The sequence below is a fragment of the Pseudomonas violetae genome, assembly GCF_023072615.1.
In the GTDB taxonomy this organism is placed as follows: domain Bacteria; phylum Pseudomonadota; class Gammaproteobacteria; order Pseudomonadales; family Pseudomonadaceae; genus Aquipseudomonas; species Aquipseudomonas violetae.
This window is the reverse complement of record NZ_JAKNRW010000006.1, coordinates 235,542-257,453: the sequence shown is the minus strand read 5'-3', so window position 1 is coordinate 257,453 and position 21,912 is coordinate 235,542. Positions and strand designations below refer to the sequence as shown.

The 21,912-nt window shown below is 58.2% G+C and carries 26 protein-coding genes and 1 tRNA gene; 7 read left to right on the top strand and 20 right to left on the bottom strand.

Features of this window, described 5'->3' with window-relative positions:
* The 14 genes from L9059_RS11455 to trmJ all read right to left on the bottom strand — a co-directional run.
* Nucleotides 1-645, bottom strand: a 645-nt coding sequence (locus tag L9059_RS11455; RefSeq protein WP_247290924.1) for a helix-turn-helix domain-containing protein, incomplete at its 3' end; no start/stop codon positions are given.
* Nucleotides 645-1,403 (bottom strand): type IV pilus biogenesis/stability protein PilW, encoded by a 759-nt coding sequence (gene pilW, locus L9059_RS11450; RefSeq protein ID WP_247290922.1) that lies wholly within the window; start codon nt 1,401-1,403, stop codon nt 645-647. The genes pilW and L9059_RS11455, both read right to left, overlap by 1 nt.
* A 16-nt stretch (nt 1,404-1,419) precedes the next feature.
* A complete protein-coding gene (rlmN, locus tag L9059_RS11445) occupies nt 1,420-2,562 on the bottom strand; it encodes a dual-specificity RNA methyltransferase RlmN (RefSeq protein WP_247290920.1) in 1,143 nt (380 codons plus the stop codon).
* Between the two features lie 28 nt (nt 2,563-2,590).
* The gene (gene ndk, locus L9059_RS11440) at nt 2,591-3,016 is read right to left on the bottom strand and encodes a nucleoside-diphosphate kinase (protein ID WP_007916882.1); all 426 of its coding nucleotides are present in this window, start codon (nt 3,014-3,016) and stop codon (nt 2,591-2,593) included.
* Nucleotides 3,017-3,104: 88 nt separating this feature from the next.
* Nucleotides 3,105-3,305, bottom strand: a complete 201-nt coding sequence (iscX, locus tag L9059_RS11435) for a Fe-S cluster assembly protein IscX (RefSeq protein WP_247290917.1) — start codon at nt 3,303-3,305, stop codon at nt 3,105-3,107.
* A gap of 14 nt (nt 3,306-3,319) precedes the next feature.
* The gene (gene fdx, locus L9059_RS11430) at nt 3,320-3,661 is read right to left on the bottom strand and encodes an ISC system 2Fe-2S type ferredoxin (protein WP_045057720.1); all 342 of its coding nucleotides are present in this window, start codon (nt 3,659-3,661) and stop codon (nt 3,320-3,322) included.
* On the bottom strand, nt 3,661-5,526 hold the full coding sequence (gene hscA, locus L9059_RS11425) for a Fe-S protein assembly chaperone HscA (protein ID WP_247290915.1): 1,866 nt from the start codon (nt 5,524-5,526) through the stop codon (nt 3,661-3,663). The genes fdx and hscA overlap by 1 nt, the downstream gene beginning before the upstream one ends.
* Before the next feature lie 51 nt (nt 5,527-5,577).
* Nucleotides 5,578-6,099, bottom strand: a complete 522-nt coding sequence (gene hscB / locus L9059_RS11420; RefSeq protein ID WP_247290913.1) for a co-chaperone HscB — start codon at nt 6,097-6,099, stop codon at nt 5,578-5,580.
* 8 nt (nt 6,100-6,107) lie between these two features.
* Nucleotides 6,108-6,431 carry an iron-sulfur cluster assembly protein IscA gene (iscA, locus tag L9059_RS11415; RefSeq protein WP_247290911.1) on the bottom strand — a complete coding sequence of 108 codons (324 nt, stop codon included), beginning with the start codon at nt 6,429-6,431 and terminating at the stop codon, nt 6,108-6,110.
* Nucleotides 6,432-6,459: 28 nt separating this feature from the next.
* Nucleotides 6,460-6,846 (bottom strand): Fe-S cluster assembly scaffold IscU, encoded by a 387-nt coding sequence (gene iscU / locus L9059_RS11410; protein ID WP_003443374.1) that lies wholly within the window; start codon nt 6,844-6,846, stop codon nt 6,460-6,462.
* An 83-nt stretch (nt 6,847-6,929) separates the two neighbouring features.
* On the bottom strand, nt 6,930-8,144 hold the full coding sequence (locus L9059_RS11405; protein WP_247290909.1) for an IscS subfamily cysteine desulfurase: 1,215 nt from the start codon (nt 8,142-8,144) through the stop codon (nt 6,930-6,932).
* A gap of 50 nt (nt 8,145-8,194) precedes the next feature.
* Nucleotides 8,195-8,686, bottom strand: coding sequence for a Fe-S cluster assembly transcriptional regulator IscR (iscR, locus tag L9059_RS11400; protein WP_247290907.1), 492 nt, complete (start codon nt 8,684-8,686; stop codon nt 8,195-8,197).
* Between the two features lie 261 nt (nt 8,687-8,947).
* Complete coding sequence (cysE, locus tag L9059_RS11395; protein ID WP_247290904.1) at nt 8,948-9,724, bottom strand: serine O-acetyltransferase; 777 nt, start codon at nt 9,722-9,724, stop codon at nt 8,948-8,950.
* Nucleotides 9,725-9,726: 2 nt separating this feature from the next.
* Nucleotides 9,727-10,497 (bottom strand): tRNA (cytosine(32)/uridine(32)-2'-O)-methyltransferase TrmJ, encoded by a 771-nt coding sequence (trmJ, locus tag L9059_RS11390; protein WP_247290903.1) that lies wholly within the window; start codon nt 10,495-10,497, stop codon nt 9,727-9,729.
* Nucleotides 10,498-10,643: 146 nt separating this feature from the next.
* On the opposite strand from trmJ, the gene suhB reads away from it, so the two are divergent.
* Nucleotides 10,644-11,462, top strand: coding sequence for a type III secretion system regulator SuhB (suhB, locus tag L9059_RS11385; protein ID WP_008014726.1), 819 nt, complete (start codon nt 10,644-10,646; stop codon nt 11,460-11,462).
* A gap of 61 nt (nt 11,463-11,523) precedes the next feature.
* Here the strand turns inward: suhB and L9059_RS11380 are convergent, their stop codons facing one another.
* From L9059_RS11380 to queA, 6 genes are all read right to left on the bottom strand, one after another.
* Complete coding sequence (locus L9059_RS11380; protein WP_247290900.1) at nt 11,524-12,072, bottom strand: glycine zipper 2TM domain-containing protein; 549 nt, start codon at nt 12,070-12,072, stop codon at nt 11,524-11,526.
* Between the two features lie 121 nt (nt 12,073-12,193).
* Nucleotides 12,194-13,108 (bottom strand): protein translocase subunit SecF, encoded by a 915-nt coding sequence (gene secF, locus L9059_RS11375; protein WP_247290898.1) that lies wholly within the window; start codon nt 13,106-13,108, stop codon nt 12,194-12,196.
* Nucleotides 13,109-13,117: 9 nt separating this feature from the next.
* Nucleotides 13,118-14,986 (bottom strand): protein translocase subunit SecD, encoded by a 1,869-nt coding sequence (secD, locus tag L9059_RS11370; protein ID WP_247290896.1) that lies wholly within the window; start codon nt 14,984-14,986, stop codon nt 13,118-13,120.
* Nucleotides 14,987-15,049: 63 nt separating this feature from the next.
* Entirely contained in the window at nt 15,050-15,385 is a 336-nt protein-coding gene (gene yajC, locus L9059_RS11365; RefSeq protein ID WP_007982729.1) for a preprotein translocase subunit YajC, read from the bottom strand.
* 43 nt (nt 15,386-15,428) lie between these two features.
* Nucleotides 15,429-16,544 (bottom strand): tRNA guanosine(34) transglycosylase Tgt, encoded by a 1,116-nt coding sequence (gene tgt, locus L9059_RS11360; protein WP_163019375.1) that lies wholly within the window; start codon nt 16,542-16,544, stop codon nt 15,429-15,431.
* A 14-nt stretch (nt 16,545-16,558) separates the two neighbouring features.
* Complete coding sequence (gene queA / locus L9059_RS11355) at nt 16,559-17,608, bottom strand: tRNA preQ1(34) S-adenosylmethionine ribosyltransferase-isomerase QueA (RefSeq protein WP_122837616.1); 1,050 nt, start codon at nt 17,606-17,608, stop codon at nt 16,559-16,561.
* Between the two features lie 108 nt (nt 17,609-17,716).
* Here queA and L9059_RS11350 point away from each other — a divergent pair.
* From L9059_RS11350 to L9059_RS11325, 6 genes are all read left to right on the top strand, one after another.
* Nucleotides 17,717-17,801: transfer RNA gene (locus L9059_RS11350), tRNA-Leu, on the top strand.
* 164 nt (nt 17,802-17,965) lie between these two features.
* Nucleotides 17,966-19,207 (top strand): tyrosine-type recombinase/integrase, encoded by a 1,242-nt coding sequence (locus L9059_RS11345; RefSeq protein WP_247290894.1) that lies wholly within the window; start codon nt 17,966-17,968, stop codon nt 19,205-19,207.
* 282 nt (nt 19,208-19,489) lie between these two features.
* Nucleotides 19,490-20,329: a hypothetical protein gene (locus tag L9059_RS11340; protein WP_247290891.1), complete on the top strand. Its 840-nt coding sequence runs from the start codon at nt 19,490-19,492 to the stop codon at nt 20,327-20,329.
* 90 nt (nt 20,330-20,419) lie between these two features.
* Nucleotides 20,420-20,701 (top strand): helix-turn-helix transcriptional regulator, encoded by a 282-nt coding sequence (locus L9059_RS11335; protein ID WP_247290890.1) that lies wholly within the window; start codon nt 20,420-20,422, stop codon nt 20,699-20,701.
* Nucleotides 20,698-21,306, top strand: coding sequence for a hypothetical protein (locus L9059_RS11330; protein WP_247290888.1), 609 nt, complete (start codon nt 20,698-20,700; stop codon nt 21,304-21,306). Before L9059_RS11335 ends, L9059_RS11330 begins: the two co-directional genes overlap by 4 nt.
* Nucleotides 21,303-21,644: a hypothetical protein gene (locus L9059_RS11325; RefSeq protein WP_247290886.1), complete on the top strand. Its 342-nt coding sequence runs from the start codon at nt 21,303-21,305 to the stop codon at nt 21,642-21,644. The genes L9059_RS11330 and L9059_RS11325 overlap by 4 nt, the downstream gene beginning before the upstream one ends.
* The last annotated feature ends 268 nt before the right edge of the window (nt 21,645-21,912 follow it).

The following is a 21,912-nucleotide window of genomic DNA, read 5'->3' as shown; positions in this document are numbered from 1 at the left end:
AGTGGTTTGCACAGGCGCGGACGGCGTGGTCGGTGTCGCAGCAGGCGCATTCACTTCAGCTTCCGCCGCCGTGTTGGCCTGCGGCAGCGCCAGGGCGGTTGCGCCCTCAGCCTGTCCTTCCACGACCGCCTGGTCTTCCGGCTCGTCCAGCGGATGTATCTGCGTGGTGCCATCGGCGCCTTCGACTTCGACGTGCTCCGGGCTCAAAATGGCCAGGTCCTTGGCGCGCTGGGAGGTTTGATCCTGCCACCAGACGAAACCGCCACCGATCACGGCAACCAGCAGCAACAGGCTGACGATTCGCAAAATGGTATGGGAAACCCGCACCGGCTCTTCGATACGTCCCAGGCTGTGCACATTGCTGCCCTGGGAGTCGGTGCCGGTAGATTGGTCGAATTGTTGAACGAGCACGGTTTGATCCATGCCGAGCAACTTGGCGTACGCACGGATATAACCACGCGCAAAGGTGTGCCCCGGCAGCTTGTCGAATGCGCCGGCCTCAAGATTGGTCAGGGCATTGACGGTGAGGTTGAGCTTGAGCGCCACTTCGGCCAGCGACCAGCCATTGGTTTCACGGGCCTGGCGCAAGGTTTCACCGGGGTTAACGCGATTCGCTGCTACAACTTCGGGATGCGCCGCTTTCATCATTGCTCCGACAGGTATTGCTGATATTCCGGCGTACCGGGATAGAGTCGTTTTAGTTGCAGGCCATAACTGGCAGCCTTGTCGCGATCTTCAAACACTTTTGCCAGCCGAATGCCGAGCAATAGACTACGTGCATTTTGCTCGGTGAGCAGGCTAAAACGATCGTAATAGCCACGCGCGGGCACATAATGCCTGTCTTCGTAGGACAACTCAGCCATTTCCAGCAAAGCGCGTGGCTGTCGACGATTCAAGCGCAGGGCTTTTTCCAGTTGCTGCAGCGCCAGGTCACGTTCCCCCAGCTTCGCAGCGGTCATGCCCAGGCTCTCGAACACTCGCGAGCGCTCAGGATACAGGGAGTCGGAAGCGGCCTGTTCGAAGCGTTCGTAAGCTTCTTTGTAACGCTTTTCTTCGTAAAGAAAACTGCCGTAATTGTTCAGGATTCGCGCATCATTCGGGCGCGAAGACAGCGCCTTGCGAAAATGCTCGTCGGCCAGTTCCGGCTCCATCTCAGCCTGGAACACCAGGCCCAGCGCCGCATTGGCGTCAGGGTCGGAACTGTTCAGATCCAGGGCCTTCTTCAGCGGGACCTTGGCGCGCTCTGTCATGCCCTGCTGCAAATACCCCAGGCCCAGCTGCACATACGCAGCTCGCGCTTCGTCGCGGCCCTTGCTGGTCTTCATCGGGTTGTAGTCACCCGACAGGACACAACCAGCACAAAGGCTGGCCATAAGCAAAAGCAGCGCAAAGCGCAGGGACATAGAGATCCTCTCTTAATTATTTCGCGGCGTTCGGTGCGGTATCGTTTTCGGCGCTCAACTCGCGCACGGCGATATAACGTTCGCTGCGACGGGTGCGATCCAGCACCTGTCCTACCAATTGGCCACACGCGGCATCGATGTCTTCACCACGGGTGGTGCGTACAGTGACATTAAAACCGGCATGGTGTAACTGATCCTGAAAACGGCGAATCGCGTTGTTGCTCGGGCGTTCGTAGCCGGAATGCGGGAACGGGTTGAACGGAATCAGGTTGATCTTGCACGGAATGTTCTTGAGCAGTTCGATCATCTCGACCGCGTGCTCGACCTTGTCGTTGATGTCCTTGAGCAAGGTGTATTCGATGGTCAGCACGCGCTTTTCGCCCAGGGACGACATGTAGCGCTGGCACGACTCCAGGAGCATCTTAAGCGGATACTTCTTGTTGATTGGCACCAATTGATTACGCAATGCGTCATTGGGTGCGTGCAGGGACAACGCCAGGGACACGTCGATGTGCTTGGACAGCTCATCGATCATTGGCACCACGCCCGAAGTGGACAGGGTCACGCGGCGCTTGGAGATCCCATAGCCCAGGTCATCCATCATCAGATGCATGGCAGCCACGACGTTGTCAAAGTTCAGCAGCGGCTCACCCATGCCCATCATCACCACGTTGGTGATGGCACGGTCGGCGGTTGCCGGGATACTGCCGAACGATTTATTGGCAATCCACACTTGGCCGATGACTTCGGCGGCGGTGAGGTTGCTGTTGAAACCTTGCTTGCCGGTGGAGCAGAAACTGCAATCCAGGGCACAGCCTGCCTGGGACGAAACGCACAGAGTGCCGCGCTTGCCCTGGGGAATGTAGACGGTCTCGACGCAGCTGCCGGACGCCACGCGCACTACCCATTTACGGGTACCGTCGGTGGAGATGTCCTCGCTGACGACTTCAGGACCGCGAACTTCGGCGATAACCTTGAGTTTGTCACGCAAGGCCTTGCTGACGTTCGTCATGGCGTCGAAATCATCGACGCCAAGGTGGTGAATCCATTTCATTACCTGACCGGCACGGAAACGCTTCTCCCCGATCGAGTCGAAGAATTTTTCCATTTCCTGTTGAGTCAGACCCAACAGGTTGGTTTTTACAGTCGATGTAGTCATGGATTCACCTTCACTCTTAAGCCAATGCTTAGCGAGTGGTTACTTCAGTAGCTGCGAAGAAGTACGAGATTTCGCGAGCAGCAGCGGCTTCGGAGTCCGAACCGTGTACAGCGTTGGCGTCGATCGAATCAGCGAAGTCAGCACGGATGGTGCCGGCAGCAGCTTCTTTAGGGTTGGTAGCGCCCATCAGCTCACGGTTCAGAGCGATAGCGTTTTCGCCTTCCAGAACCTGGACAACAACCGGGCCGGAGATCATGAAAGCAACCAGGTCGCCGAAGAAACCACGAGCGCTGTGCTCAGCGTAGAAGCCTTCAGCTTCGGCTTTGGACAGTTGCTTCAGTTTCGAAGCTACAACGCGCAGGCCTGCTTTTTCAAAACGAGTGGTGATCTCGCCGATGACGTTTTTTGCAACTGCGTCAGGCTTGATGATGGAGAAAGTACGTTGAACAGCCATGGTGTAACTCCAGAAACGGTAATTTGTGAAAAATTAAACCCGCGAATTATACGCGGGTTCTCGGGTATTGCCTAACCTGCGAGGACGATCAGTCGGCTTCTTCGATCCAAAGCGCCTGAACCGCTTCCAACACCTTCTCGCCACAACGGCCAGAGGTGTTGTCGAAATCGGGAAGTTCCATGATCCATCGCTGCAAGTCCACGAAGTTGACAGCAAGTGGATTCACATCCGGCTTGGATTCGGCCAATTCTTCTGCAATGCGCTGAACATCATTCCAACCATAACTCATGACAGTAATACCAATCAGTGCGGCGCTTCGGCTGCGTGGTTGAGCGAGTACTTCGGAATCTCGACCGTGATGTCTTCTTCACCAACGATAGCCTGGCAAGCCAGGCGAGATTGCGCTTCCAGACCCCAGGCGCGATCGAGGAAGTCTTCTTCCAGCTCGTCAGCCTCTTCCATCGAGTCAAAACCCTCGCGGATGATGCAGTGACAAGTGGTGCAGGCACAGACGCCGCCGCAGGCGTTTTCCATCTCGATATGGTGTTCGTGCGCCAGATCCAGGATGGAAGTACCCGGCTCAGCCTCGACCACCATGCCTTCCGGGCAAAATTTGTCGTGGGGCAGAAAAATGACCTGCGGCATCAGATATCCTCGATTTCATTCAGATTGCGCCCCGACAGAGCGGCTTTCACCGTCAGATCCATGCGGCGGGCAGCAAAAGCATCGGTTACTTGCGACAGACGCTTGGTCTGCTGCTCGATGGCGTAACCATCGGTACCTTTCATCAGTTCGGCCAGTTCCTGAACCTGCATGTCGATGACCATCCGCTCTTCGGCGTCGAGCAGGCGCTCGCCATCGACTTCAAGGGCTGCCTGCACCGCCTCGATCAGGCGCTGGGCATCGACCTGCTGCTCGCGCAGTACGCGGGCGACCTTGTCATCATTGGCATGCTGGAACGAATCTTTGAGCATCTTGGCGATTTCGCCGTCGGTCAAACCATAGGACGGCTTGACCTGAATGCTGGCTTCCACGCCCGAACCCAATTCCCGGGCGGAAACGCTGAGCAGACCGTCGGCATCGACCTGGAAGGTCACGCGAATCTTCGCCGCACCCGCCACCATTGCCGGAATACCGCGCAGCTCGAAGCGCGCCAGGGAGCGGCAGTCGCTGATCAGCTCGCGCTCACCTTGCAGCACATGGATCGCCATGGCCGACTGACCATCTTTGTAAGTAGTGAAGTCCTGCGCGCGGGCGACAGGGATGGTGGTGTTACGCGGAATCACCTTCTCCATCAGGCCGCCCATGGTTTCCAGACCCAGGGACAATGGAATCACATCCAACAGAAGCAACTCGCCGCCATCTCGCTTGTTGCCTGCCAGGGTATCGGCCTGGATCGCGGCACCGATGGCCACCACTTGATCCGGATCGATTTCAGTCAGGGGCTGACGACCAAACGCTTCGGCCACCGCTTCGCGGACACGCGGCACACGAGTCGAACCGCCGACCATGACCACTGCGTGCACTTCTTCAAGTTCGATTCCCGAATCACGCACAGCACGGCGGCAGGCTTTCAGGCTGCGAGCGACCATCGGCTCGATCAGCGCATTAAAAGCTTCACGAGTCAGCTCGGCTTTCCAGTCGCCGTAGGCCACTTCAACCGATGCGGCGTTGGTCAGCGCTTCCTTGGCCGCGCAGGCAGCCTGCAACAGGCTGCGCTGGGCACCCGGGTCGAGGTCGGCGGACAAGCCGGCGCTCTCGATGATCCAGCCGGCAATCGCGTGATCGAAGTCATCGCCGCCCAAGGCGCTGTCGCCACCGGTGGCCAATACTTCAAACACACCGCCAGTGAGGCGCAAAATCGAAATATCGAAGGTGCCGCCGCCAAGGTCATAAATGGCCACCAGACCTTCGGCATGCTGATCAAGACCGTAGGCAACTGCAGCCGCAGTCGGCTCATTGAGCAGGCGCAGCACGTTCAGGCCGGCCAGCTTGGCCGCATCCTTGGTGGCTTGGCGCTGGGCATCGTCGAAATAGGCCGGAACGGTAATCACCGCCCCCACCAACTCGCCACCCAAGGCCGCCTCAGCGCGCTCACGCAGCACCTTGAGGATATCGGCAGAGACTTCGACCGGGCTTTTCGGACCTTGGATCGTCTCGATGAACGGCATGTGCGACTCGCCGCCGACAAAGCGGTAAGGCAGCTGGTCGCCCAGCTGCTTGACGTCGGACAGACCACGGCCCATCAAGCGCTTGACCGACAGCACGGTGTTCAGGGGATCGGTGGCGGCAGCCAGCTTGGCCGACTCGCCCACTTCGACGCGATCGGCGTGATAGCGCACGGCGGACGGCAGGATGACCTGCCCGTCAGCATCGGCCAGGGGCTCGGAAAGACCACTGCGCAATGCAGCGACCAGCGAATTGGTAGTGCCCAAGTCAATCCCCACAGCCAGACGACGCTGGTGCGGTTGAGGACTTTGGCCGGGTTCGGCGATCTGCAGTAGGGCCATCGTTATCAGGACTTATCTGTATATCAGGCGTGCGACCGGAGCGGCACTGGGTTAATCGTCGAGGCGCTCTTCTAACTGGCGCACTTCGTAGGTGAGCTTGTCGAGAAACTGCATGCGACGCATCAGGCGTTCGGCCTGCTCACGTTGCGCTGCATCATCCCAACAGGCTGCGAAGCTTTGGTTCAGTTCATCCTGGGCGGCCTTCAGGCGGCGTTTGAACACCGCAACACCGGCCAGGTCGGCACTGTCCTGCAGGTCTTCGAGCTCTTCACGCAGCTCCATCTGCTGCAGGAGAAAGTCCGGATCATGCACCGTGACCTCCAGCGGCAACTCGCGACCACCCATGGCGAGCAAATATCGCGCGCGCTTTGGGGGATTCTTGAGCGTCTGGTAGGCCTCGTTGAGGCTCGCGGACTGCTCCAGCGCCAGCCGCTGCTCGCGCTCGGAAGCGTCTGCAAAGCGGTCAGGATGAACGCCGCGCGCCAACTCACGGTAGCGCGTAGCCAGCTGGTCGAGGTCCAGGTTGAAACTCGGCTGCAGCTCAAATAAAGCGAAATGACAAGGAGTACCCACAATCAGCCTCAGATATTGAAGCTTTCGCCGCAGCCACATTCACCGCGCACGTTGGGGTTATTGAACTTGAAGCCTTCGTTCAACCCTTCCTTGACGAAATCGAGCTCGGTGCCGTCCAGGTAGGACAGGCTCTTCGGGTCGATGATCACTTTCTCGCCGTGACTCTCGAACACCTGGTCCTCTGCAACCACCTCGTCGACAAACTCCAGCACGTAGGCAAGGCCGGAACAGCCCGTGGTGCGAACACCCAGACGAATCCCCTCACCTTTGCTGCGCCCATCAAGGGAGCGTCGCACGTGTCGAGCAGCCGCTTCTGTCATGCTGATAGCCATCGTTGACTCCTTACTCGTCGCCCAATGCTTAGATCAAGCCTTTCTTCTGCTTATAGTCGCGAACGGCCGCTTTGATAGCGTCTTCAGCGAGCACGGAGCAGTGAATTTTCACTGGCGGCAGGGCCAGTTCTTCGGCCAGCTGAGTGTTCTTGATGGTCTCTGCTTCATCCAGAGTCTTGCCTTTCATCCATTCGGTCGCCAGAGAGCTGGAAGCGATCGCGGAACCGCAGCCGTAGGTCTTGAATTTGGCGTCTTCGATGATGCCTTGCTCGTTAACCTTGATCTGCAGGCGCATCACGTCGCCGCACGCCGGAGCGCCGACCATGCCAGTGCCAACATCCGGATCTTCCGCATCCATCTTGCCGACGTTGCGCGGGTTCTCGTAGTGGTCGATGACCTTTTCGCTGTAAGCCATGATTCTTAATCCTCACTCATCAGAGAGTCGCTCTTGAGCCCTGAAAACTGCGTTTTACAGGGCCGGTTTGCGGCGACTTGAAATCAGTGTGCCGCCCACTCGATTTTCGAAATGTCGACACCATCTTTGTACATATCCCACAGCGGCGACAAAGTGCGCAGCTTGGTGACGGCCTCGCAGACTTTCTGCGCGGCGTAATCGATTTCTTCCTCGGTGGTAAAACGACCGAAGGTGAAGCGGATCGAGCTGTGCGCCAGTTCGTCGTTGCGGCCAAGGGCGCGCAGTACGTACGAAGGCTCAAGGGACGCCGAGGTGCAGGCAGAACCGGACGAAACCGCCAGATCCTTGAGCGCCATGATCAGCGACTCGCCTTCGACGTAGTTGAAGCTCAGGTTCAGGTTGTGCGGTACGCGGGCAGTCATGCTGCCGTTGATGTACAGCTCTTCCAGGCCTTCGACCTGCTTGAAGAAGCGGTCGCTCAACGCTTTGATTCGGACGTTTTCGGCAGCCATGTCTTCCTTGGCCACACGAAACGCTTCACCCATGCCAACGATCTGGTGGGTCGCCAGGGTGCCGGAACGCATGCCCCGCTCGTGACCGCCGCCGTGCATGGTCGCTTCGATGCGCACACGCGGCTTGCGGCTGACGTACAGCGCGCCGATGCCTTTAGGGCCATAGGTCTTGTGCGCCGAAAACGACATCATGTCGACTTTCAACTTCTGCAGGTCGATCTCGACCTTGCCGGTGGACTGAGCGGCGTCGACGTGGAACAGGATGCCCTTGGAACGGGTCAGTTCGCCGATCGCAGCGATGTCGTTGACGGTGCCAATTTCGTTGTTCACGTGCATCAGCGAAACCAGGATCGTGTCGTCACGCAGGGCCGCTTCGACCATCGCCGGAGTCACCAGGCCTTCTACCGTTGGCTCGATGTAGGTCACTTCGAAACCTTCACGCTCCAGCTGGCGCATGGTGTCGAGGACAGCCTTGTGCTCGATCTTGGAGGTGATCAGGTGCTTGCCTTTGGTCGCGTAGAAATGCGCCGCGCCCTTGATTGCGAGGTTGTTGGACTCGGTGGCGCCGGAGGTCCAGACGATTTCGCGCGGGTCGGCGTTGACCAGGTCTGCAACCTGACGACGAGCGTTTTCGACGGACTCTTCAGCTTTCCAGCCGAACACGTGGGAACGGGAAGCCGGGTTACCGAAGTTTCCGTCGACCAGCAGGCATTCACTCATCTTTTGCGCGACACGCGGATCAACAGGGGTGGTCGCAGAGTAATCAAGGTAAATCGGCAATTTCATGGACTATCTCCTAAATCAGGCTGGCTGGCGTGCCGCTAGCTCTTTGGCTGTCATTCGACGGCGGACGCTTCAATCTTGTCCAGGCGTGGCGCCTTGCCATTGCAACGGCGCTGGTCCTGACGCTGGGCTATGTCTTGTACCTCACGGCGAGTCACAAGATCAGCCAAGCTGATACCGCTCAGAAAATCGTGAATCTGCAGGCTCAGATCGCACCACAAGTGGTGGGTCAGACAGGTGTCGCCGGAATGGCAATCGCCCTGGCCCTGGCATTTGGTGGCATCGACCGATTCGTTTACCGCATCAATCACCTGGGCGACCTGGATGCCCTGCATGTCGCGGGACAACTGGTAGCCGCCACCCGGACCACGGACGCTGGAGACCAGATTGCTACGACGCAATTTGGCAAAAAGCTGTTCAAGGTAGGACAGGGAGATGCCTTGGCGCTCGGAGATATCGGCCAGGGACACCGGCCCGTGCTGCGCGTGCAACGCCAGGTCTAGCATGGCGGTGACGGCGTATCGGCCTTTTGTAGTCAGTCGCATGGACAATTACCACGGAGTTCGGAATGGGGCGAGTATGCAATTCCCGAGTATTTAAGTCAACTATAAGACCTAGCAATTTACTCAGGTTTACCCGCAAAAGAGCGGCAGCATCATAGCAAAGGCTGGCTGCGTACAGCCACTATTACCGAGTCATCGTTCATCGCGGGCAAGCCCACTCCCACAGGAATCCTTTGCGCTCGCACAACCTGCGCCTCACCCGAAACCTTGTGGGAGACTTCCCCGCGACGGGGTCAGCGCGGCTTAGCCGGCCTGACTCTGATCCTTGTCCTTCACACACGCGAAATCCTCTTCGCGCAGTTCAGGCAGATCCTTGGCACAGTAATTACTGCCCAGATCCTTCAGCGCCCCGCACATTCCCTCCAGACGCCCATCAACCGCTTGCAGATGATCAAGCAACTGGTTGATCGCGCGAGCCACCGGGTCGGGCATATCCTCGCCAACCCCATAAGCATCGAACCCTATCTTCTCAGCCATGGCCTTGCGCTTGGCATCCTGCTCTTCATCGGGCTTGACGATGATTCGCCCAGGAATCCCCACCACAGTCGCGCCCGGAGGCACGGCCTTGGTCACCACAGCATTTGAACCCACCTTGGCTCCGGCCCCCACTGTGAACGGCCCCAACACCTTGGCGCCGGCGCCGACTACCACGCCATCCTCCAGGGTCGGGTGACGCTTGCCCTTGTTCCAGCTGGTGCCACCCAGGGTCACTCCCTGGTATAGCGTGACGTCGTTGCCGATCTCGGCGGTTTCACCGATGACGATGCCCATGCCATGGTCGATGAAGAACCGACGCCCAACCTTGGCACCCGGATGAATCTCGATGCCGGTCAACCAGCGACCGAAGTTCGACACCAGCCGCGCCAGCCATTTCAGTTCGGCACGCCACAGGGCCGCCGACAGGCGATGGAGCCAGATGGCATGCATGCCCGGATAGCAGGTCAGGACTTCAAAGGCGTTGCGCGCTGCCGGATCACGATGGAATACACTCTGGATATCTTCACGCAAACGCTCGAACATTTTTAATCCTTCCGCTTTAGTAGCTCACCACGGGCCGCTTTCTGGGTTTCCGTGAGGATGCCACGCAATATATTCATTTCCGCCCGGCTTACCGAGCTTCGTCCGTACAAGCGACGCAGGCGCGCCATCAAGTGCCGCGGTTTTTCCGGATCAAGGAATTCGATGGCCACCAGGGTCTGCTCCAGATGCTCATAGAATCGCTCCAGCTCATCCATGGTCGCAAGCTCGCCACTTTTGGTGGAAGCCACCTCATCCTTCTCGACCTTGCTCGGCTGACCGTGGGCCGCGAGCCAAGACATGCGCACTTCGTAACTCAATACCTGCACCGCTGCCCCAAGGTTCAGCGAACTGAATTCGGGGTCTGATGGGATGTGCACGTGATAATGACATCGCTGCAGCTCTTCGTTGGTCAGACCGGAATCTTCACGACCGAACACCAGGGCGACCTCGGCGCCCTGCCCGGCCTCCTCGACCACTTTCGCCCCGCATTCGCGCGGATCGAGCAGCGGCCAAGGGATACGCCGGTCACGGGCGCTGGTGCCGAGTACCAGATTACAGCCCACCAGGGCGTCTTCCAGGGTGGCGACGACTTGGGCGTTCTCCAGGATATCCCCGGCGCCGGAAGCCCGGGCATCGGCCTCGTGGTGCGGGAACAACCGCGGTTCGACCAGCACCAGCCGCGACAGGCCCATGTTCTTCATGGCACGCGCAGCCCCGCCGATGTTCCCGGGATGGCTGGTATTGACCAGGACGACACGAATGTTTTGCAGCAAGGGAGGCGCTCTCGAACACAATAATGGGGAGCCGAATCTTACAGCGCCTACTACCGTTAAGCTACGAAAGCGAACGTCATCCTTCACCTGAAGAAACTTTCTGATAGAATGCTCGGCTTTCTTTAACAACCTTAGGTGACACATCCATGCAGCCCATGCTGAATATCGCGCTGCGCGCCGCCCGCAGCGCCAGTGAATTGATCTTCCGCTCCATCGAGCGCCTGGATACCATCAAGGTCGACGAAAAAGACGCCAAGGATTATGTATCCGAGGTGGATCGCGCCGCCGAGCAGAAAATCATCGACGCGCTGCGCAAGGCCTACCCGAATCACTCGATCATGGGTGAAGAGACCGGCATGCACGCCGGCACCGGTATCGAAGGCGAAGAATACCTGTGGATCATCGACCCACTGGACGGCACCACCAATTTCCTGCGCGGCATTCCGCACTTTGCAGTAAGCATTGCCTGCAAATACCGTGGTCGCCTGGAACACGCAGTGGTTCTGGACCCGGTTCGCCAGGAAGAATTCACTGCCAGCCGTGGTCGCGGCGCCCAACTGAACGGTCGTCGCCTGCGCGTCAGCGGTCGCACCAGCCTGGACGGCGCCCTGCTGGGCACGGGCTTCCCGTTCCGTGACGACCAGATGGACAACCTCGACAACTACTTGGGCATGTTCCGCGCCCTGGTTGGCCAGACCGCCGGCATCCGCCGCGCCGGCTCGGCAAGCCTGGACCTGGCCTATGTCGCTGCCGGTCGTTTCGACGCATTCTGGGAGTCGGGCCTGTCCGAGTGGGACATGGCTGCAGGCGCCCTGCTAATCCAGGAAGCTGGCGGCCTGGTGAGCGACTTCACCGGCGGTCACGACTTCCTTGAAAAAGGCCACATCGTTGCCGGCAACACCAAGTGCTTCAAGGCAGTGCTGACGGCCATCCAGCCGCACCTGCCAGCTTCGCTGAAGCGCTAAGCTTCCAGCGACAAAAAAGCACCCCGCGGGGTGCTTTTTTTTGAATCTGAAGTTGTGCTACTTACTGAGCCGGCTCATTCTGCGAAAGAATCAACTTACCTTCCTTATCCACCGGAATTTGATTCCCCGGATCGCGATCCATCCGCACCTTGCCTTCCTTGCCATCCAGCGAATAACGGACGTCATAACCCACGACCTTGTCGCTGATGTCATTCACCGTATTACAGCGAGTCTGGGTCGTGGTGTAGGTATCGCGGTTCTGCATACCTTCCTGCACCTTGTTACCGGCATAACCGCCGCCAACTGCGCCTGCAACGGTGGCAATCTTCTTGCCCGTACCGCCACCGACCTGATTACCCAGCAAACCGCCAGCGACTGCGCCAATGGCGGTCCCGAGGATCTGGTGTTGATCCTTCACCGGCGCCTGGCGGGTCACGGCGACGTCCTTGCACACTTCACGTGGCGTCTTGATCTGTTTCTTGACCGGGTCAACGGCTAGAACTTGCGCATACTCAGGGCCGCTTTTAACCAGGCTGTAGGTGGCAACAGCACCCCCGGCAGTCACACCGACAGCACCCAATACCGCACCAACCAGCAACGACTTGTTCACATGAACCTCCTGACCATCACATGCGGGACAATGCCCGCGCTTCTCCCTGCCTAAGAGCACAAAAAAAGGCGCGAGTTCAATACTCGCGCCTTTTTGGCCGACAGCTGGAGGACGATAGCCGTTATGGGCGGTCGTCGACCTCCTTGTCGGTGACCACTGGAGGAATCAGATCCTCAGTGCTCAGGTTCAGCCAGATCAGCACCACGTTGGCGATGTAAATCGACGAGTAGGTACCTGCCAGAACACCGATAAACAGGGCAATGGAGAAGCCGAACAGGTTATCACCACCGAAGAACAACAGCGCCGCAATTGCCAGCAACGTCGAGATCGAAGTAGCCATGGTCCGCAACAGGGTCTGGGTGGTCGAGATATTGATGTTCTCGATCAGGGTCGCCTTGCGCAGCACCCGGAAGTTCTCACGAACCCGGTCGAATACCACAATGGTGTCGTTGAGCGAGTAGCCGATGATCGCCAGTACCGCCGCCAGTACCGTCAGGTCGAAGGTGACCTGGAAGAACGACAGGATACCGATGGTCACGATCACGTCGTGGATCAGCGACACGATGGCACCAATCGCAAACTTCCACTGAAAGCGGAAAGCCAGGTAGATCAGGATGCCGCCGAGCGCCATTAGCATGCCGAGGCCGCCTTGGTCGCGCAGCTCTTCACCGACCTGCGGGCCGACGAACTCGACTCGCTTGACCGATGCCGGATTGTCGCCACCGACCTTCAGCAGCGCTTCCGCGACCTGGTGGCCCAGCTGCGGGTCTTCACCCGGCATCCGCACCAGCAAATCAGTGGTCGCACCGAAGCTCTGCACGATTGCCTCGTTATAACCCGAAACAACCAGTTGCTCGCGCACCTTGGTGACATCAGCCGGATGCTCGTAGGTCAGCTCGATGAGCGTACCGCCGGTGAAGTCCAGCCCCCAGTTCATGCCCTTGGTCACGACACTGAACAAGGCCAGCAACGTGAGGAACAATGTAACGCCGAACGCAACGTTGCGAACGCCCATGAAGTTGATTGTACGTAACATGGCAGCCCCTTAAATCCACAACTTCTTGAAGTCACGACCGCCGAAGATCAGGTTGACCATCGCGCGGGTCACCATGATGGCCGTGAACATCGAGGTAAAGATCCCGAGGGACATGGTCACTGCAAAGCCCTTGACCGGGCCGGTACCCATGGCGAAGAGAATCCCGCCGACCAGCAATGTGGTCAGGTTGGCGTCGAGAATCGCAGTGAATGCCCGGCCGAAGCCTTCGTTGATTGCCCGCTGGACAGTCATGCCCGCCGCAATCTCTTCACGAATCCGCGAGAAGATCAGGACGTTGGCGTCAACCGCCATACCCATGGTCAGAACGATACCGGCGATACCCGGCAGGGTCAGCGTTGCACCCAGCATCGACATCAGGGCCAGTAGCAGCACCATGTTCACCGCCAGGGCGACAGTGGCGATGATACCGAAGAAGCGATAGATGGCGATGATGAACAGCGAGACGAACAGCATGCCCCACAGCGACGCATCGATACCCTTGGTGATGTTGTCCGCACCCAGGCTCGGGCCAATGGTGCGCTCTTCAGCGAAGTACATCGGGGCAGCCAGGCCACCGGCACGCAACAGCAACGCCAGCTCGGAGGACTCGCCCTGGCCGTTCAGGCCGGTGATACGGAACTGAGCACCCAGCGGCGACTGAATGGTCGCCAGGCTGATGATCTTCTTCTCTTCCTTGAACGTCTGCACCGCCACGTCTTTCTCGACGCCGTTGACCACTTGCTTGGTGTAAGTGGTAACCGGACGCTGCTCGATGAAGATCACCGCCATGCTGCGACCGACGTTGCTGCGAGTCGCACGACTCATCAGCTCGCCACCGTGGCCATCCAGGCGAATGTTCACTTCTGGCCTACCGTGCTCGTCGAAGCCAGCCTTGGCGTCAGTTACCTGGTCACCGGTGATGATCAGACCTCGCTCGATCTGTGCCGACGGACGATTGCCTTCACGGAACTCGAAAGCCTCGGAGGTCGCCTTCGAAGCGCCAGGCTCTGCCGCCAGACGGAACTCGAGGTTGGCCGTCTTGCCCAGAATACGCTTGGCTTCAGCCGTGTCCTGCACGCCTGGCAGCTCAACCACGATGCGGTTGGCGCCCTGGCGCTGCACGATCGGCTCGGCAACACCCAGCTCGTTGACGCGGTTACGTACCGTGGTCAAGTTCTGCTTGATGGAGTATTCGCGGATTTCCGCCAGCTTGGCTGGGGTCATCGCCAGACGCAGCACCGCCTGACCATTGAGGTCGGCCGGAACAATGTCGAAATCGTTGAAATTCTTGCGGATCAGGGTACGGGCCTGTTCGCGGGAAGCTTCATCACTGAAACCCAGCTGAATGGCACCATTGAGTTGCGGCAGGCTGCGATAGCGCAGTTTCTCTTTGCGCAAGAGGCTTTTCACATCGCCTTCGTAGACCTTCAGGCGGGCATCCAGAGCTTTATCCATGTCCACTTCCAGCAGGAAGTGCACACCACCGGACAAGTCCAGACCCAGCTTCATCGGGTGCGCACCCAGGCTGCGCAGCCATTGTGGGGTGGTTTGCGCCAGGTTCAGTGCAACGACGTAGTCATCACCCAACGCCTTGCGCACGACATCCTTGGCCGGCAACTGGTCTTCAGTCTTGGCCAGGCGAATCAAACCGCCCTTGCCACCCGACGCCAGCGAAGTCGCCTTGACGTTGATCCCGGATTCCTTGAGCGCAGCGCTCACACGATCCAGATCAGCCTGATTGACCTGCAGCGCAGTGCTTGCACCGCTGACCTGAATGGCCGGGTCATCAGGATATAAATTGGGAGCGGAATAAATCAGACCGACCGCCAGCACCGCCAGGATCAGAAAGTATTTCCACAGAGGGTATTTGTTCAGCATCACGCCGCCCGCTTATGACGCGGGGCGCCTTGCGCGCCCCGTCGATTGAGTAGAAGTTGAAACTTAGATCGCTTTCAGCGTGCCTTTTGGCAGCGTGGCGGCGATGGCGCCTTTCTGGAACTTCATTTCGACAGTGTCGGAAACTTCCAGAACCACGAAATCGTCAGCTACTTTGGTGATCTTGCCGGCGATGCCGCCAGTGGTCACAACTTCGTCGCCCTTCTGCAGGCTGCTCAGCAGGTTCTTCTGCTCTTTGGCGCGCTTGGCCTGTGGACGCCAGATCATCAGGTAAAAGATAACCAGGAAACCGACCAGGAAAATCCACTCAAAGCCGCCGCCCATTGGGCCTGCAGCAGGTGCAGCAGCGTCAGCCATGGCGTTAGAGATAAAAAAGCTCATTTAGCACTCCAGTTGCAAATGTTGAATCTTGGGGTCAGAAAACTCAGTCCAAAGGCGGAACGGGAAGCCCGCGTTTGGCGTAGAAGGCATCGACAAAGGCGGCCAATGTACCCTGTTGAATAGCCTCGCGCAAACCAGCCATAAGCACCTGGTAATGGCGCAAATTGTGGATGGTATTCAACATGCTACCCAGCATTTCGCCACACTTGTCCAGATGATGCAGGTAAGCACGGGAGAAGTTCTGGCAGGTATAGCAATCGCAGGTCGGATCCAGCGGCGAATCATCATGGCGATGGAACGCATTGCGGATCTTCAGCACGCCTGTATCAATGAACAGATGCCCATTGCGGGCATTACGGGTTGGCATCACGCAATCGAACATGTCCACACCGCGGCGCACACCCTCAACCAGATCTTCCGGTTTGCCAACGCCCATAAGGTAACGAGGTTTGTCAGCCGGCATCTGGCCCGGCAGATAATCCAGCACCTTGATCATCTCGTGCTTGGGCTCGCCCACCGACAGGCCGCCGATGGCCAGCCCGTCGAAGCCGATCTTGTCGAGGCCTTCCAGGGAGCGCATGCGCAAGTCCTGGTGCATGCCGCCCTGAACGATACCGAACAGCGCCGCCGTATTGTCGCCATGGGCATTTTTCGAGCGCTGGGCCCAGCGCAACGACAGCTCCATGGAAATACGTGCGACGTCCTCGTCAGCCGGGTACGGCGTGCATTCGTCGAAAATCATCACGATGTCCGAGCCCAGGTCACGCTGGACCTGCATCGACTCTTCCGGCCCCATGAACACCTTGGCGCCATCCACCGGGGAGGCGAAGGTCACGCCCTCCTCCTTGATCTTGCGCATGGCGCCCAGGCTGAACACCTGGAAACCACCGGAGTCGGTGAGGATCGGGCCTTTCCACTGCATGAAATCGTGCAGGTCGCCGTGCTTCTTGATCACTTCGGTGCCAGGGCGCAGCCACAGGTGAAAGGTGTTACCCAGAATGATTTCCGCGCCGGTGGCGGTAATATCACGCGGCAGCATGCCCTTAACCGTGCCATACGTGCCCACCGGCATGAACGCGGGGGTCTCGACGGTACCGCGCGGGAAGGTCAGGCGACCGCGACGAGCCTTGCCGTCTGTGGCAAGCAACTCAAACGACATACGACTTTGGCGACTCATTCTTTGTCCTCAGGGCCACGTGGTGCGGGGTTACGGGTGATAAACATCGCATCACCGTAGCTGAAAAAGCGGTATTCATGCTCCACGGCGGCTTTATAAGCAGCCATGGCTTCGGGATAACCGGCGAACGCCGAAACCAGCATCAGCAGCGTGGATTCGGGCAAATGGAAGTTGGTGACCAGGGCATCGACCACATGAAACGGCCGCCCCGGGTAGATAAAGATGTCAGTATCGCCACTGAACGGCTTGAGCACGCCATCACGCGCGGCACTTTCCAGGGAACGCACGCTGGTGGTCCCCACCGCCACTACCCGCCCACCGCGAGCGCGACAGGCCGCCACCGCATCCACCACGTCCTGGCCGACTTCCAGCCATTCAGTGTGCATGTGGTGATCTTCAATCTTCTCGACGCGCACCGGCTGGAACGTGCCCGCACCCACGTGCAGGGTCACGAACGCCGTCTCGACGCCCTTGGCGGCAATCGCCTCCAGCAGCGGCTGATCAAAATGCAGCCCCGCCGTTGGCGCCGCCACCGCGCCCAGGCGCTCGGCGTACACCGTCTGATAACGCTCGCGATCCGAGCCTTCATCCGGGCGGTCTATATAAGGAGGCAACGGCATGTGCCCGACACGGTCCAGCAGCGGCAATACCTCCTCGCTAAACCCCAGCTCGAACAACGCATCGTGACGGGCCAGCATCTCAGCCTCACCACCGCCGTCGATGAGGATCTTGGACCCAGGCTTGGGCGACTTGCTGGACCGCACATGGGCCAGCACGCGATGACTGTCGAGCACCCGCTCAACCAGAATTTCCAGCTTGCCGCCGGAGGCTTTCTGGCCAAACAGCCGCGCCGGAATCACCCGGGTATTGTTGAACACCATCAAATCGCCTGGGCGTAAATGCTCAAGCAAATCAGTGAATTGACGGTGTGCCAGGGCGCCGCTGACCCCATCAAGGGTCAACAGGCGACTGTTGCGACGCTCAGCCAATGGATGGCGAGCAATCAGCGAATCAGGGAGCTCGAAAGTAAAGTCAGCAACGCGCATGATGGGGTTCGTCTAGCAGGGCCGGGAAGTCTAGCGGAAATATCAAAAATTCTCCATGAAACGTGATTGACCAACGGCAATCTCATCTCTATACTTCGCCGCCATTGAGCCCTGATGGCGGAATTGGTAGACGCGGCGGATTCAAAATCCGTTTTCGCAAGAAGTGGGAGTTCGAGTCTCCCTCGGGGCACCATATAGCAGTATCTGAAAGTCTCTACCAGACTTTCAGACCCAGAGAAACCGGCCACTTGGCTGGTTTTTTTGTGCCTGTCTATCTACCCCTGTCTCTCCCTATACGTTGTATCCCTGTATCCCTGCTTGTATCCTGAGAAAAATACCGAACTTTGGGATACAAGGATGAAGCGCGCAGATATCAAGCGCCGCCCTCTCGCTGACACGACACTTGCGGGGTTGGAGCCGGAATCAAAGGAATACCGGGAGCTCGACGGAAACGGCCTCTACTTCAGGGTCAAACCGGATGGTGGTAAATCCTGGCAGCTCCGCTACAAACGTCCGGCGGGCAATTGGGCTTGGATGGGGCTCGGGGGCTACCCGGAAGTAAGTGGTGCTTTGGCACGGGACAAAGCTGCCGATCTACGCAAAGTAGTGAGTAGCGGTGCCGATCCCCTTGAACAAAAGCGATCCTCGAAAGCTGCTATCGATGCGGCCAAAATCCGAACCTTTCGAGCTGCCGCTGATGCCTGGCTGAAGGCAAAAGAGGAAAAGGGTCTCGCGCCCTCCACTCTCAACAAAATCCGCACCTACCTCGACAAAGACATACTCCCGGCACTGGGAGATAAGCCTCTAGACGAAATCACCCGTACCGACTGTGCGGAACTCCAAGCATCCATCGAAGCCCGGGACGCACACAACGTGGCTGAAAAGTGTCGCACCTGGATAAATCAGATCTTCGGTCGAGCCATCGGATTAGGCTTGACCGAAAACGACCCGGGAAGCCGACTTCGCGATATAGCCGCCCAAGCACCCAAAACTCAACAGCATCCTCATTTGCTGGAACCTGACCTTGGCGACTTTCTGACCGCGCTGAAACACACCCCCAGCAGACTAACGGCCCGAACTGCGGCGTGGCTCTGCATATGGACGGCATCGAGACCGGGAATGGTCCGCTTAGCTGAATGGAAAGAGTTCGACCTTGATAAAGCCACCTGGACGACACCTGCCGCCAAGATGAAGATGCGGAGAGATTTCGTGTGCCCACTCCCTAAGCAGGCGCTATCCGCTCTAAAGGAACTCCAGTGTCTAACAGGGCGCAGTCGGTGGTTGTTCCCCGGCGTCGGAGCTAAGAACCCGACAATCAGTGAAAACACTATCAACAAAGTCTTTGCGACGGTTGGTTACAAAGGTCGCTTGGTCGGCCACGGAACTCGCCATACCGCCAGCACTTTGCTCAGAGAACACGGTTGGCCAAAAGAGCACGTCGAAGCGCAGCTCGCTCATAAAGAAGAGGGGATCTCTGGGATCTACAACAAGGCTCAATATCTTGATCACAGAGTGAAGATGATGCAGTGGTACGCCGATTACCTTGATCAGTTGGCTGCTGGAAATGTCCTCCACGGACAGTTCGATGAGGTGGTATGAGCGCGTATATCCATATCCCCTCCAAAATCCGTGTTACAGGTGTTACTCGTGTAACGACCTGTGCCGAACTCCCGAATTCATTGGCTCCCACGCCTGTTACACGATTGCGAGCCTTCTCGTACACCCGGTGTAACGCCGTTCAAACGTGTAACGCTAAAAAAAGCCCTCGCTTACTGCGGGCCGACGTCTGGCGCACGCTCATACAGCGGGACTCTCGCTGGTTGCGCCTGCAAAACGCAGGGCGTGGGATTGGGCGTTACACGTTGCCAGAGACACTTGGCGATGACTGATCACCAACCCACTTCACACTCAATGCTAAGCGCTGGGCTGATCAAGTACCTCTCCGCCCAACCGCTTTACGGACTCTGCCGCGAACAACTCGCTGCTGTGTGCCACCTGATCGATCAGTGCTGCCAGCGAATCCAGACCGGTGGCATCGACAGTGATCTGAGCAGCATGTGCATCAAGACGACGATGCATGAGGAGATTATTTTCCAGTACGCCTCTACTGACAACAGAGCTCGCCTCGCTCATTGGGTTCGTCAATACAGCAACTGCTACTCGGCTTCGGACCGCGAAGCACATGCGGCCTACATCATGGCCTGTGCTGTCAAAGCGCTGGAGGCTCTTAACGACTGGATGCGCGCCGCCGATAACGCGGCCTGGTTGCATATCAAAGAAATACCGACCGACTGGCCATGGGATCTGTACTGCCGGTTTGTGGAATCTCAGGTTGATACAGCCGAGCGCACGAGGGCACTCGACGAGTATGTCTTTTATTTGCAGCCGATCACTTCCCTGCCCTGCTTGATCGATGACGAACTGACACCTATCGCTGATCAGGCTATGAGGTCAGCTATCCGCAGCAAAGGTGGCATTATCAGCGGGATGGAGCGAAGCCAAGACGTCAACGCCCGAGACGCTGCAATCGTTAGTCAGGCTGACCATTATTTGGCGATGGGCATGCCAAGAAAGAACGTCAAAACGGCCGTGCATGCCTGGCTGAAACGTGAAGTCGCGAAGCCACTCAAACAGCGCCCTGAGTGGGTCACCCCCGAGACTGAAAAGGCGCTGACTCGCAAAAGCGTGGAAGCCATTCTCGAACGCAACTTCGTGCTGTAACTGAAATTTCAATTGGAAGTGAACTGCTCACCGCCGTTCAATCTCTAGACCATTGCTCTCGTCAGTCCAAATCAATCGAGAGCAATACCTATGAACGCCTCCGTCACCGATTTTCCCCGCAGGTCACTTGCCAGCGCCCCTTCACATTTCGATGCTTCTTCGACTCTGATCCGAATGCGAGAGCTGGAGGGCATCGTTGGAATGAAGCGCTCCACCATCTACAAACTCATGCAGCGCCCCGACAGTGGCTTTCCCCTGCCCGTCAAATTGAGCAACAGCAACGCGCGCGGCGCCCCCGTGGCCTGGGTTCTTTCGGAAGTGCATGCATGGGCTCGCAGCCGCATCGAGGCGCGTAATCAGGTGGCCGCATGAAGCGCAACTACTGCCCTTTCAAAGGGCCGTTTCTCGACTCATACAGCATCGGATTTCGCCTTTATCAAGCCGGGGCAATCAACTGGCGACACCGCACAATCGCAGGTGTGAGCTGGAACGGCGAAGAGCAGGAAGCATTCTTTTTTAGCCCTGACGGCCTCGTTCTCCCACTCAAAGCCAATCCTTGGGAACTGCCCGAACTGATCCGCAAAAACGCGGTGCGCAGAGAATTTTCGAGCGTCCACGGCACCGGTTATTTCGCAATGAGTGACAGCCGCCTCGCCTCACTGAAAACGCGAGGTATGACCGACTGGGTCACCTACTGGCTGGTTGATCAATCGGCGGGGTACGCGAACGATCTGGCGGTATGGCAACGCATCACGGATGAGGATCTCGCCGTGCAGAAAACCGCCACCGAGCGCCTTCACCACGACATGCGCTTGACCTCGGATCTGTCCCGCTATGTGGAGGAACGCCTGGCACAGCAGCGCGATCTGCTCGCGGTAGAACACCGTCGACGGTGCGTCGAGGACAGCAAAATCCTGGTTTGGCTCAAAGGCGAAACACCGCCACCCCTGTTCACCAACATGCAGGAGGCGGCATGACTCCGACCTTTCTTCCCCACCAAGCATTGGATCTTGTCGGTGTACTTGAAGCGTCTCTGCCTTCTACCGCAGAGATCAAAGGTCGCCAGCGCTTGCTGACCCTCCGCGATCAAGCGATCTCGGCCGGCGCTCAGGTGCTAATCGTGCTGTGGCATGACCTGGAGTGGACGTTGTTAGCGATTCAGCCGCCCGCAGACGTGGTGATCAGCGACGCGCGCGAGCTGATTCCCAACCTGCTGCGCAATCCCGAAGCGCTACAGCAGATGCGGCAACGCGCCGGCCAAGGCAACCACTTGCAATGGCTCACCCTCGCTCGCCCCGCCGCCACCCAGCACTAACGAAAACGCCCCCGGGAGCGATCCGGAGGCGTTGAGGTAAATCTACATGCCCGCACAATTTATGCCGCATCAAAGAAATGCGCAAGATCTCCGCACGGTTGCACTTTGCAAAACAGGACGTTACTCTTTGGCCGTCGCTGCAAAATCAGCGACCGGGTTTGGCGACCCGAGTTTAAGAAGGCGCACAGGCGCCCCCATTACGATTGCAGGCGCTTTTTTTGTGCCCGCATTCCCGTTTTATGGTGGCTGTGCGTGGGAGACCTTCGGG

Excerpts from the sequence above, each read along its gene's own strand:
- pilW (WP_247290922.1), bottom strand. The coding sequence starts at position 1,403 with ATGTCCCTGCGCTTTGCGCTGCTTTTGCTTATGGCCAGCCTTTGTGCT.
- rlmN (WP_247290920.1), bottom strand. The coding sequence starts at position 2,562 with ATGACTACATCGACTGTAAAAACCAACCTGTTGGGTCTGACTCAACAG.
- ndk (WP_007916882.1), bottom strand. The coding sequence starts at position 3,016 with ATGGCTGTTCAACGTACTTTCTCCATCATCAAGCCTGACGCAGTTGCA.
- iscX (WP_247290917.1), bottom strand. The coding sequence starts at position 3,305 with ATGAGTTATGGTTGGAATGATGTTCAGCGCATTGCAGAAGAATTGGCC.
- fdx (WP_045057720.1), bottom strand. The coding sequence starts at position 3,661 with ATGCCGCAGGTCATTTTTCTGCCCCACGACAAATTTTGCCCGGAAGGC.
- hscA (WP_247290915.1), bottom strand. The coding sequence starts at position 5,526 with ATGGCCCTACTGCAGATCGCCGAACCCGGCCAAAGTCCTCAACCGCAC.
- iscA (WP_247290911.1), bottom strand. The coding sequence starts at position 6,431 with ATGGCTATCAGCATGACAGAAGCGGCTGCTCGACACGTGCGACGCTCC.
- iscU (WP_003443374.1), bottom strand. The coding sequence starts at position 6,846 with ATGGCTTACAGCGAAAAGGTCATCGACCACTACGAGAACCCGCGCAAC.
- L9059_RS11405 (WP_247290909.1), bottom strand. The coding sequence starts at position 8,144 with ATGAAATTGCCGATTTACCTTGATTACTCTGCGACCACCCCTGTTGAT.
- iscR (WP_247290907.1), bottom strand. The coding sequence starts at position 8,686 with ATGCGACTGACTACAAAAGGCCGATACGCCGTCACCGCCATGCTAGAC.
- cysE (WP_247290904.1), bottom strand. The coding sequence starts at position 9,724 with ATGTTCGAGCGTTTGCGTGAAGATATCCAGAGTGTATTCCATCGTGAT.
- suhB (WP_008014726.1), top strand. The coding sequence starts at position 10,644 with ATGCAGCCCATGCTGAATATCGCGCTGCGCGCCGCCCGCAGCGCCAGT.
- secF (WP_247290898.1), bottom strand. The coding sequence starts at position 13,108 with ATGTTACGTACAATCAACTTCATGGGCGTTCGCAACGTTGCGTTCGGC.
- secD (WP_247290896.1), bottom strand. The coding sequence starts at position 14,986 with ATGCTGAACAAATACCCTCTGTGGAAATACTTTCTGATCCTGGCGGTG.
- yajC (WP_007982729.1), bottom strand. The coding sequence starts at position 15,385 with ATGAGCTTTTTTATCTCTAACGCCATGGCTGACGCTGCTGCACCTGCT.
- tgt (WP_163019375.1), bottom strand. The coding sequence starts at position 16,544 with ATGTCGTTTGAGTTGCTTGCCACAGACGGCAAGGCTCGTCGCGGTCGC.
- queA (WP_122837616.1), bottom strand. The coding sequence starts at position 17,608 with ATGCGCGTTGCTGACTTTACTTTCGAGCTCCCTGATTCGCTGATTGCT.
- L9059_RS11345 (WP_247290894.1), top strand. The coding sequence starts at position 17,966 with ATGAAGCGCGCAGATATCAAGCGCCGCCCTCTCGCTGACACGACACTT.
- L9059_RS11340 (WP_247290891.1), top strand. The coding sequence starts at position 19,490 with ATGACTGATCACCAACCCACTTCACACTCAATGCTAAGCGCTGGGCTG.
- L9059_RS11335 (WP_247290890.1), top strand. The coding sequence starts at position 20,420 with ATGAACGCCTCCGTCACCGATTTTCCCCGCAGGTCACTTGCCAGCGCC.
- L9059_RS11330 (WP_247290888.1), top strand. The coding sequence starts at position 20,698 with ATGAAGCGCAACTACTGCCCTTTCAAAGGGCCGTTTCTCGACTCATAC.
- L9059_RS11325 (WP_247290886.1), top strand. The coding sequence starts at position 21,303 with ATGACTCCGACCTTTCTTCCCCACCAAGCATTGGATCTTGTCGGTGTA.